General features: G+C 35.8%; 5 protein-coding genes and 1 tRNA gene. 5 read left to right on the plus strand and 1 reads right to left on the minus strand.

Annotated elements, in window-relative coordinates; genetic code table 11:
- Window positions 1-32 precede the first annotated feature (32 nt).
- Both EG342_RS00845 and EG342_RS00850 read left to right on the plus strand, forming a co-directional pair.
- A complete protein-coding gene (locus EG342_RS00845) occupies window positions 33-3953 on the plus strand; it encodes a Pls/PosA family non-ribosomal peptide synthetase (protein ID WP_103293903.1) in 3921 nt (1306 codons plus the stop codon).
- Between the two features lie 52 nt (window positions 3954-4005).
- Window positions 4006-4488 (plus strand): GNAT family N-acetyltransferase, encoded by a 483-nt coding sequence (locus EG342_RS00850; RefSeq protein WP_103293902.1) that lies wholly within the window; start codon window positions 4006-4008, stop codon window positions 4486-4488.
- Window positions 4489-4623: 135 nt separating this feature from the next.
- On the opposite strand, the gene der is transcribed toward EG342_RS00850, so the two are convergent.
- The gene (gene der / locus EG342_RS00855) at window positions 4624-5934 is read right to left on the minus strand and encodes a ribosome biogenesis GTPase Der (RefSeq protein WP_103293901.1); all 1311 of its coding nucleotides are present in this window, start codon (window positions 5932-5934) and stop codon (window positions 4624-4626) included.
- A 373-nt stretch (window positions 5935-6307) separates the two neighbouring features.
- Here der and EG342_RS00860 point away from each other — a divergent pair.
- From EG342_RS00860 to EG342_RS00870, 3 genes are all read left to right on the plus strand, one after another.
- A tRNA-Gln gene (locus EG342_RS00860) sits at window positions 6308-6378 on the plus strand.
- 531 nt (window positions 6379-6909) lie between these two features.
- On the plus strand, window positions 6910-8535 hold the full coding sequence (locus EG342_RS00865; protein ID WP_103293900.1) for a T9SS type A sorting domain-containing protein: 1626 nt from the start codon (window positions 6910-6912) through the stop codon (window positions 8533-8535).
- Window positions 8536-8537: 2 nt separating this feature from the next.
- Window positions 8538-11885, plus strand: coding sequence for an RHS repeat domain-containing protein (locus EG342_RS00870; protein ID WP_103293899.1), 3348 nt, complete (start codon window positions 8538-8540; stop codon window positions 11883-11885).
- Window position 11886: the final 1 nt, after the last annotated feature.

Here is an 11886-nt window from a genome sequence, read left to right on the forward strand (position 1 = left end):
ATAATTTTCCCAACACTTATTTTACATATCTAATGATGAAAAGCCTAATATTAGGAAAGATCAGCCCGGAGTTGACACAATACGAAACTCTACCTGAGCTATTGGTTCCCACTTTTGAAAAATATAAGGATAAAACAGCCTTTATATTTAAAGATAAAAAATTGTCCTACGCTGAGCTGGACAGCTGGAGTAATGCTATTGCGCTTCAACTTCAAAATCAAGGTGTACAACCTGGTGACCGCGTTGGAGTCTGGTATCCCAGAAGCCTTGAACTTCCTGTTGCCATCCTTGGTATTTTAAAGGCAGGAGCTTCTTATATTCCATTGGATAGAGAAATGCCCGAAGACAGGATAAAGAAGGTTTTTACAGACATTCAGGTGAAAACCTATTTTTCAGATACAGATGCCCATATTCATTGTTCACCTTTAGAAATTGCTCCACAACCTCAAAACACCGTGACTCTTTCAGATGTACACATCACACCGGACGACTGGGCTTATGTTTTGTTTACCTCCGGAAGCACGGGAAACCCTAAGGGAATTCCTATTTCACATAAGAATATCTGCCATTTGATCCGGTCTGAACAGGATTTTATAGGGATACGAGACACAGACACTATCTATCAGGGGTTTTCAGTGTCTTTTGATATGTGGTGTGAGGAAGTTTGGATCAGTCTTTTTGCCGGAGCAACGATCTGGATTGCTGATGCTACAACGGTAAAAGCTATTGATGAGCTTAGCCACGTTTTAACAGAAAATAAGATCACTGTACTTCATGCTGTTCCGAGTATTCTGGCCATCATTGATGAAGTACCTGCCATAAGATTTATCAATACCGGTGGAGAAGCCTGTACAAAGCAAGTACAGGAAAAATGGGCAAAACCATACCGGATATTTATTAACAGCTACGGCCCCACTGAAACGACAGTCTCTTCCAATATGGCTGTACTAAGCAGTGAGGATGAACTTACAATCGGGCCGCCGCTTCCCAACTATCATATCGCTGTCATTGATGAGAATATGAATATCGTTCCCAGAGGTGAGCGTGGTGAAATGATTATTTCCGGACCGGGAGTCAGTAAAGGATATTTTAATCTTCCCGAACTGACCTCTCAGAAGTTTTTACCCAATCCTTTTCCGGAACTTCCTGGAGATACTATTTATAAGACCAGTGATGCCGTTATTGTTCGTGAAAATGGTTTTATTGATTTCCAGGGCAGAATAGATGACCAGATTAAATTGCGGGGTTACAGAATTGAGCTTGGAGAAATAGAAACCCGCCTGAATCAGTTACCGGACGTATCTTCTGCAGCAGTTGCTGTAAAAGAAGATTCCAACGGGCAGGGACAGCTTGTAGGCTATGCCGTAATGAGCAACGATTCTTCATTTGATGAAAATGGAATGCGGAAAGAGCTGGCTAAATTTTTAGCGCCGTACATGGTTCCTATTTCTATCGTTCAAATGCATGAAATGCCAAGAATGCCGAGCGGGAAAATCGACAGAAAACGTCTTCCGCTTCCTGAAAGTTTTTCACTTCATGAAAAAAATGATGATATACATATTGACTTAGAAGCGCCGATTGAGGAAAAACTTCTTCAAACATTGAGATGGGTTTTTCCGGGAAAAGAGATTAACCTTACCCAGGATTTCTTTACCGATTTGGGAGGCCACTCTCTGCTTGCCGCTACTTTAGTTTCGCATTTGCGCCAAAAAGCAGGAATTCCCACGGCTTCATTAAAAGAAATCTATGAAAATCGGCCTTTGTCGGCCTATTCAGAATGTCTTAAAAATAAAAAGACACAGGAAGTAAAGCAGCAGGAACCTTTTCAAAGGGTCTCTACGTTTCAGTATATTGCCTGTAATATTGCACAAACGGCGAGTTTAATGGCAGTATTTGCTTTGTTAAGTATTCAGATATTTTTTCCTTATTTGAGTTATTATTATTTTCAGATTAATGGATACGGCTTGCATTATGCCTTGTTAAGTGCTTTTCTACTTTACACGCTAATTCCACCGGTTTATTCCATCATTATTGTTTTAACAAAATGGCTGGTGATCGGAAAAATAAAAGAAGGAGATTATCCGCTTTGGGGCTGGTATTATTTCAGATGGTGGCTATGGAAAACAGTCAAAAGACTGATGCCTTCTGAATTTATCGTAGAAACTCCTCTGTACCCGAAATATTTAAAATTACTTGGAGTAAAAGTACATCCGAGTGCACAGCTAAGTTTGCTGCCTATTGCCGCAGAAGATCTTGTGACGATTGATGAGAATGTGAATACCAGTTCCGGGTGCAGCATTGACAACGCTTCTGTTGAAAATGGGGTATTACGAATCAGAAAAGTTCATATTAAAGCGCATTCGTATCTGGGGTCGTCTGTCATCGTATGTGGGGATACCGTTATTGAAAAATTCGGGGAACTACAGGACTTAAGTTGCCTTAATGAGGGACAGAAAATCGGCTTCGGAGAAGTATGGAACGGAAGTCCCGCGGAGAAAGTAAGAGTAAAAACAGGTGAGGAAATAGAAACCCCTACGCTTTCATCAGCCAAGAAAAGAAACCGGTTTGCTTTAATTTATGCATGTTCCTTATTTTTCTTTCCTCTTCTTATTGTTTTGCCTTTAGCGCCTACCCTTTATACCTTGTATTATCTTGATGATCGTTCTGCAGACTATAATTTCTATTATTTATGGCAGGCTCCTATTCTTTCCACCATCTATATTCTCCTGTTTATTGCTGTGGTTAGTATATTAACAAGGCTTTTACAATACAATATGAAACCTGGAGTCTACTCTGTCTACAGTTTCACCTATTATAAAAAGTGGGTAAAAGATCAGATTTTCAACTTATCATTAATCATTGTTCATCCTCTTTTTGCTTCCATTTATATCAGTAAATTTTACAGAATGATGGGTGCGAAAGTCGGCAAAAATTCCGAGATCTCTACAGCCAGCGATGTATCACACCACCTTTTGGAGATTGGAGAGGGTTCTTTTATTGCAGATGCTGTTATTCTTGGGGAACATGACGTAAGAAATGAAAAATTAATTTTATCCAAAACAAGTATCGGGAACAACAGTTTTGTCGGGAACAGCGGATTGATTCCTCAGGGATATGAGCTGGGAGATAATATGCTGATTGGGGTATTAAGTAAAGCCCCATCAGAAGAACAACTGCAGAATTCATCAGAAAAAGACTGGTTTGGATCACCTCCTATCGGTCTTCCTTCGAGGCAAAAATCGGATGTATTTAAAAGTAACCTTACTTACGATCCACCTTTCAAACTTAAGCTGGCAAGAGCTATTGTAGAAGGAATCCGGATTATTCTTCCACAAACTATAGTCATTATCTGCAGTGTGTTATTTATTGCCTACACCAGTACTTATTTAGAAGGAAAAATTTACTACCTTTTAATATTATCCCCTTTTTACTATTTAGGAATCGTTGCTCTTCCTTCTTTTTTCTTTACCGTATTGTTGAAATGGATTTTTATAGGAAAATACAAGAAAACTGAAATGCCTATGTACAGCTTGAAAGTATGGCTGAGCGAAGGAATTACTACAATATATGAAGCTCTTCCCGTACAATTCTTTCTGGATTTTCTGCGCGGCACCTGGTGGCTCCCCTTCTTTATGCGTTTTCTTGGTGTAAAAATCGGAAAAAGAGTTTGGTTGAATACCACCGACATTACAGAGTTTGATATGGTCTCTATCGGTGATGAAACCATGCTGAATGAAGATTGTGGCCCACAAACCCATTTGTTTGAAGACCGGATTATGAAAGTAGGAAGTGTAAAAATAGGAAAGCAAACCACCATCAATTCGAGAACAATTATTTTGTACGATAGTGAAATTGGTGACAATGTTATGATTGATCCGCTTTCCCTGGTGATGAAAGGTGAAGTCCTTTCCGACAATACTTCGTGGTACGGAAGCCCGTTGAGGGGAAAATAGTCCGAGAATTGAAATAAGTCTGATCATTTTTTTAAATAGTAAAAATATCAATATGAATTATTCCATCAGAAAAATAAAAATCACTGAAAATCTCCCTATCGTAGATGAACTGGTAGGTGAGCTTCATGTTTCGGAAAAAGAAATGAACGATAAAACTGCAGATTGGGGTCTGATCAGAGACAACTATCTCCGCTTTATGGCAGAATGTGAGGATGAAAATGACGGAACTTTTCTTATTGCAGAAATCGATGGAAAAGCCATTGGTTTTATATTTGGGTATGTTGATGAGAAGGATGACAGTAATTTTGAACTTGGTGATCAGGATGATTTATATGTTTCCGAAGGCTATGTTAAAAAAGAATATAGAAAACATGGCATCTACTCAGCTCTCAACAAAGCATTTGAAGAAGCATATGCTGATTATAAAATCCGAAAAATATACCGTTATACCCTTTGTAATAATGATACGATGCAACGATGGCTTGCCTCTCAGGGTTACCGACCGGTGAGATTGGTCTTTGAGAAATGGCTATAAAAAGCGGGGAGAAAAAGCTGGATTCCGGAAGTTTCCAGTACTGAGAATTCAGTCCTTATTCAAAGATTTTTATTCGAATTAAATAAAAAAAATCTGGTAAGAAAACTTACCAGATTTTTGATGAACACTGTTCTATTATTTTTGTCTGAAATACACTTCAATCGGAACTCCGGTAAACCCAAATTCTTTTCTCAGCTGATTTTCAGTAAATCTCTTATATGGTTCCTTCACATACTGCGGCAGATTACAGAAGAATACAAACTGCGGCGACGGAGTAGGAAGCTGAACGCAATATTTAATTTTAATATATTTTCCTTTAAGCGCCGGTGGTGGTGTATTTTCAAAAATCGGAAGCATCACTTCGTTTAATTTTGAAGTTTTGATTTTCTTCTTACGGTCATCATAAACTTCCATCGCTACTTCTACGGCTTTCAAAATTCTTTGCTTCGTTAAAGCCGATACAAATAGAATTGGAATATCCTGGAACTGACCGATCTTGTCTTTTATTGATTTTTCAAAGTCACGCATGGTGTTGGTTTGCTTGTCTTCGATCAAATCCCACTTGTTGACAAGAATTACAATTCCTTTTCTGTTTTTCTGTGCCAATCCGAAAATGTTCATATCCTGAGATTCCCATCCCTGAGTTGCATCTACCATGATGATTACCACGTCAGAATACTCAATAGAACGGATCGATCTCATTACGGAGTAGAATTCAAGGTCTTCATTTACTTTCGACTTTCTTCTCATCCCGGCAGTATCTACCAGTACAAATTCATGTCCGAATTTATTATATAATGTCTGGATACTATCTCTTGTTGTTCCTGCGATGTCTGTTACAATATTTCTTTCTACATCCAATAATGCATTGGTCATGGTAGACTTCCCTACGTTAGGACGACCAGCAATGGTAATTTTTGGCAACCCTTCGAAAGGATCTTTATATTCTGTAGTCGGGAAATCTTTAACGATATCATCCAACAAATCTCCAGTTCCGGAACCTGTTGCAGAAGAAAGTGTGTAGTATTTATCAATTCCTAACTGATAGAATTCCGTTGCCGGAAGCTCTTCTTTTGAGGAATCTACTTTGTTGATAACAATATAAATCGGTTTATTGGATCTTCTTAAAAGTCTGTAGATTTCATAATCAGTATCGGTAAGTCCTTCTTCCACATTCATCATAAAAATGATAGAAGTTGCTTCCTCCACAGCCAATTGTACCTGCTTACGAATCTCTTCTTCAAAGATATCATCGGTACCTACATCATAACCTCCGGTATCGATCACGGTAAAGTCTACTCCATTCCAGTCAGATTTCCCGTAGTGACGGTCTCTGGTTACACCGGCTGTAGAATCTACAATAGCCTCTCTTCTTTCTAATAATCGGTTAAAAAGCGTGGATTTTCCTACGTTGGGGCGCCCAACGATTGCGACAATATTTGACATAAAAAATGTTTAATAATCCTTTTGCTATGCTCAGGATATGTTATTAATGGGTTACTCCAACTTTTGGAGCCCAATTTTTTGCAAAGATAAGGTTTTATTATTTAACAGATATAAAATCAGGAAGCTGGAGGAATAAGGCTGGAGGTTACTTTCAACAGAGAAATTATGATGGTAATCTGAATACAATATAGAAAGTGATTATTTAGAATATAGTGTAGCATTTGGAAACATATTTTTTCAAAAAAATCTGATAAAATAAATATTTGGATATCAGCGAGTAAAGCTTCTATCAGTACGCTGACGTTAATTAATCTTTAATTTTGATTTTTATATTTCAAATAATTTCTATAATTTCGCAGAACCAAAATGAAACAGACCTATAGTGTAACGGTAACACTCCGGTTTTTGGTACCGTCATTCGGGGTTCGAATCCCTGTGGGTCTACAAGCCACTCTTTTTTAAGGGTGGTTTTTTTGTTTTTAAATATTCCGAACCAGATTCAAAAGGTTGAGCTCAACAAATCTGAACTAAAAAATATCCAATACTTTTTATAAGCTGTATACTAAAGTTTTAAAACGCAAAGTTTTTGTGATTGTATACTTATTAGAAGGGAGCTAAGAGAGGCGACGGTGTCGCTGAAGCTGTTTGATTGCACGTGGCCTTGGAGAATCTATTCATTCATTTTTCTTCTTATTTTTTATACCTTGATTTCATTCTGACTATTGTAAGTACTCAAATTTTCATTTTTTTCATTTTTTCCAATCTTAATTATTTTTTCGTTTTTAAAGCAAAATGATTAATAAACACGACAAGTTTTGACGTACCACATTAATAAATTCGCATTAATCAATTTTAACCTTAATATTAAGCCTTAAGCCTGTGATATAATTCATATTAATTCACTTTAACAAGAGCTTGGGAGAGCGTTAAAAAACGTTAAATTCGCAAAAATTTAAATTAAAAAACAACACGGGAATGAAGAAACTTTATCTCGGCGCATATACTTTATGTGCATTTTGGGGTCTGTCTGCCCAGGAAGTCGTTTGGCACAAAGACATTAAATCCTCTACCCAGGATTTCTTAAGCCAGGTCACTACAACTATAGATCAGCAATACCTTATTACTGGAAGTTCTATCCAGTCAAAAAGCCAATCGTCAAATACCAGCAGCCAGCGGCTCAATAACGGTTATGATTTTCATTTGGTAAAACTCAATCAGCAAGGTGAGCAGGTCTGGGAAAAGTATTTCTCAGGACAAAACCACGACTATTTATCATCTACAGTAACCACTCAGGATGGTGGGTTCCTGCTTGCCGGAACTTCTTATTCAGGAAAAGGACTTGATAAAAAAGAGGATTCGAAAGGAGGATCTGATATCTGGATCATCAGGATCAATGAGTTTGGTGATGAGTTGTGGCAAAAAACATTGGGAAGCTCTTCTGATGAAGAGGCCCGGGCAGTTATTCAAACCACAGATTTGGGATTCTTTATTGCCGGATCCTTCGTCTCCGCTCAGGATTCTAAATTGAAAGGGTATGGTTCAAAAGATGTTTTGATTACCAGGCTTGACAAAGATGGAAAAGAACTTTCTCAATTGATTTTAGGAGGAAGAGGTTTAGACGAAGTGGAGAAAATGATTCCTACTAAAGACGGAGGAGCGTTACTGGGAATTTATTCCCGAAGCACTGCTATTAGCAATCAGCAATCAGTAATGAGCAATAAAGAGCAGTCTGGTACAAAATCGAGCTCAATAGCCATTAGCCAGATGCCAAAAGCCAGCGGCAATTTTGGTGAGGGTGATTACTGGATCGTAAAACTGGATAAAAACGGTAAAGTTGAATGGGAAAAGAACTTTGGTGGTGAAGGTGATGATCACATCAGAACTTTAGCCTTAACATCAAACGGTTTCATTATCGGTGGAGAATCCAGATCGGAAAGATCGGGAAATAAATCAGTAGGTATTGAAGATGGAACTGATCTGTGGCTCATCTCTTTGAATGAAAGAGGTGATGAACAATGGCAGAAATCCTACACCTTTGGAAAAAGAGATATTCTAATGGGAATGAATGTGATCAGCGGGGAGTCTACAAAAGGGATTCTTTTAGGCGGCTACACTCAGTCTGAAGGAAGAGTTGAAAAAGACGATGAAACCTTCTGGATGTTGTATTTGGATGGAAACGGAAATGAGCAATGGAGAAAACATGTAAATGGAGAATCCAGACAAAAAGAGGAAAGACTGGCAGACCTGAAATTAAACAGAGATGGTTCGATCATATTAGCCGGAACAAGTGCTACAGAACTAGGAAAGGAAAACTGGAAGATTATAAAGTTGGGCGACAAGCAAGTAGATCAACTGATCGCAAAATATGATATCAAGATTTATCCAAATCCTGTTTCAGATTATGCGTATGTGGAAATCGGTTTTGATTTTAAGGAAGCGGATATTTTACTTTATGATATGAGTGGGAGACAGCTTCAGAGCTTGAAAACAAAGAATAAAGTAACTAAGATTAATACACAGGCTTTGGTGCAGGGAGCTTATTTGGTGGTGATAAAAACGGATAGTGATAAAACGGCGAATGCTAAATTGATAAAAAATTAAATATGAAGAAAAATACAGCAATAATATTTTTTTTAGTAGTATTTCAACATAGTTTTGGTCAAATTGAAGATGTGATGGCTATACCATCAACTTTTGATAAAAAAGATTCTTTCAACAGATTAATAGCGACTCCTGAAGTCTCTTTATTTCATAAAGTTAATTTCCTTCCCATTAATCTATATACAGGAAAACCCGACGTTGAAATTCCACTTTATACAATTAAAACCGGAGATATTGAAATCCCTATCAGCTTAAAATATGATATTGGGGCTAATAAAGTTGAAGAAATAGCATCGAATGTAGGATGGGGATGGAGCCTTCAGTCTGGTGGAAGTCTCACAAAGATTGTAAGAGACATTGATGATCATGATTTTGATTCTGAAGCAGAGATCACACCATGTAGAAATAATGGAACTTGCGATGATATAAATCTCCAATTTACTGAGGCGAAAGTCTTAAGATTAGGATATCTCAGAAGACTTAGTGATAAACTTTCAAGTATTCAGGGCTCAATACTTTCTAATCTCAGCGATGATGCTTTACCAGATTTATTTTTAGTTCAAGCTCCAGGTCTTTCCAGCCGCTTTCATTTAGAAAGAAACTTCAGCCAATACAGTCCTTTACAACCATATAAAGCTATTCTTTTAGATGGAAGTTCAGTCAAAATAGAGGATGTTTATTATAACAATTTTAATGTTGAATCTATAAAAGATTTTGCCGGATTTAATTATAAAGATGCTGTACCAAACATTGAATATAGCTATATTTTTTCTAGTTCTAACAATGGAGTAAACGCTGATAATCCAATCTACCAAATAAGAGGATTTGACGGACTTCCAGGGCTTATGCGTACTAAAAGCATTGATTATGGTAATTTTAATATAAGTAATGAAAAAGGAATTAAATATCAATTTTCAACATTTGATATTAATGAGTCTGCTCCAGTATTCTACGATATAAATAGTAGTTATTGGCGAGGAGATAATCATGTAGGTTATCCTAATCTAAGGCATTTTGGAAGTACTTATAAAATAAAAAAAGGTGCTTGGCATTTAGATAGAATCAAAGATACCAATAATAAAGAGGTTAATTTCACATATAAGCCTGTATTTACATTTGAATACGAAAAGCAATTAAACTATATGGATCTAGCAAAGACAGATATTAATGAAGTAAATAAAATTTATAATAATCTAGAAACAGGTGTCTATTATAATTTCATTGCAAATACTGGTCCATTTTGGGGAGCTAAAGACACACCTGTAGCCGGCCCTCCTAACAATTACAATGAAGACCCACAATATGTCTTATGGAAAGGTGTTGATCCATTTTCAGAGAACATGTACAAAACTACTCAACAACAAATCTTAGATAAAATAACTTGGGAAAAAGGAGAGGTTTTATTTTTTTACGATTTACAAAGAAAGGATAAAATTAATCCTAAAGCATTAACAGAGATAAAAGTTAAGAACAATGCTGGAGATATAATTAAACATTATTCCTTTAATTATTCCTACTTCAAAAGTTCTGATGCCGGGTGTTTACCTGAAACAATGGATACAAAATGTTATCGACTTAAATTAGATAAAATAAATGACCTAAAAATAAATCCGCAAGGAACACAAGGCTATACTTTTAAATATAATGAATCAATCAACATTCCACGTATAGATTCAAAAAGTAAAGATTTTATGGGATATTATAATGGACAATCTAATTCAACAACTAATATTCCCAGTTTTACTTTTTCACCAAATAAAAGAAGACTTTCCATTATCCCTTTCCAAAGTAATGCATTTATTGGAAATGAATTTATTAAAATTAATGGTGAAGTTAATATTTCACCTACAAACTACTCTTTAAATGGGTTATTAACTAAAATAACATATCCAACTGGTGGAAGTGCAGAATTTGATTATGAGAACAATATGTTTAATTTTTACAATTTTGATATATTATCTCCTGGTGCAAGAATTAAACATCAAATATTGGATGATGAAAAAGGAAATAAAATTATTAAAAAATATAAGTACACAACAACAAATGGAAAATCCTCCGGAGGAATTTTAAACTTTCCTAAAATAGCTGATTTAATGTTATGGAATTCTGGAAATAAAAATCTTACTTTCCAAACCTACAATTATAGTAAAGCAAATATTGAATTAACTCAAAATTCTTATGTAGGATATGCTAGAGTAATTGAAGAGATAGAGGGTAATGGTAAGACTGAGTATATCTTTAATGATGCCAACCAATATCCTAATGAGTATGAATACTCAAATGATTCTTTTTTTTCTAAACATTCTTTTTATCCTGGCAGATCATACACTGATTTTGACAATAGAAGAGGTACACTCAGTCACAAATATATTTACGATAATAACGGAGTAAAACTACTTGAAGAAAATTATAATTATGCTAATTATAAAGCTATTGATTCAAAGTTTCGTATTTTTAAAATAGGAACTACTGAAAAAAACAATAATGGATATTATATTCCTAAAAAGGAAGTATTCACTGTCCAGATATTAAACTCAATTAACAGACCTTCATATAAAGAGGTTATTGAATATCTGAACGACAAAAAATTGATTAGCAAAACAGAATACCTATATAATAGTCCAAAACATTTGTATTTAACTGAGCAAAAGACAACTTTTCCTGATGGTAATTACTTAATAACATCTTATAATAAATACCCGCAAGATACAAATAATACAGCACTTACATTGCTTAATAAGTTAGATACTCCATTAGAAACAATTAGCTCAAAAACAATTAACGGTATAACAAAAATTTTATCAAAAACAGAAACCGTTTATAACACCTCTATTCCAACTATACAAACTGGAAATTTGGTACTGCCATTATTAGTAAGATCCTTCGATATTGAAAATGCACAAAGTATTTTATCTACCACCGAGACCACCTATGACAAATACGATGCTAAAGGCAACCTCCAACAATACACCACCAAAGATGGTATCTCAACAACAATCATCTGGGGTTACAATCAAACTCAGCCTATTGCCAAAATTGAAAATGCAAAATTAGCAGATATTAATTCTTCTTTTATCAATGCTATTGTCGCGGCTTCTGAGACGGATGCCACAGCAGGAACAAATAATGATGAAACGAATTTGTTGAATGCTTTCAAAACATTCAAAGACAATTTACCCGGTTATAAAATCACTACCTACAGCTATGATCCGCTCATTGGAGTCAGAAGCATCACCCCACCATCAGGAATCAGAGAGAGTTATCTCTATGATTCTGCAGGCAGACTTGAAAAAGTGATCAATGCAGATGGCAACTTATTAAAAGAATTTAAATACAACTACAAACAATAAA

Origin of the sequence: Chryseobacterium lactis, assembly GCF_003815875.1 — a bacterium.
GTDB classification, from domain to species: Bacteria; Bacteroidota; Bacteroidia; order Flavobacteriales; family Weeksellaceae; genus Chryseobacterium; species Chryseobacterium lactis.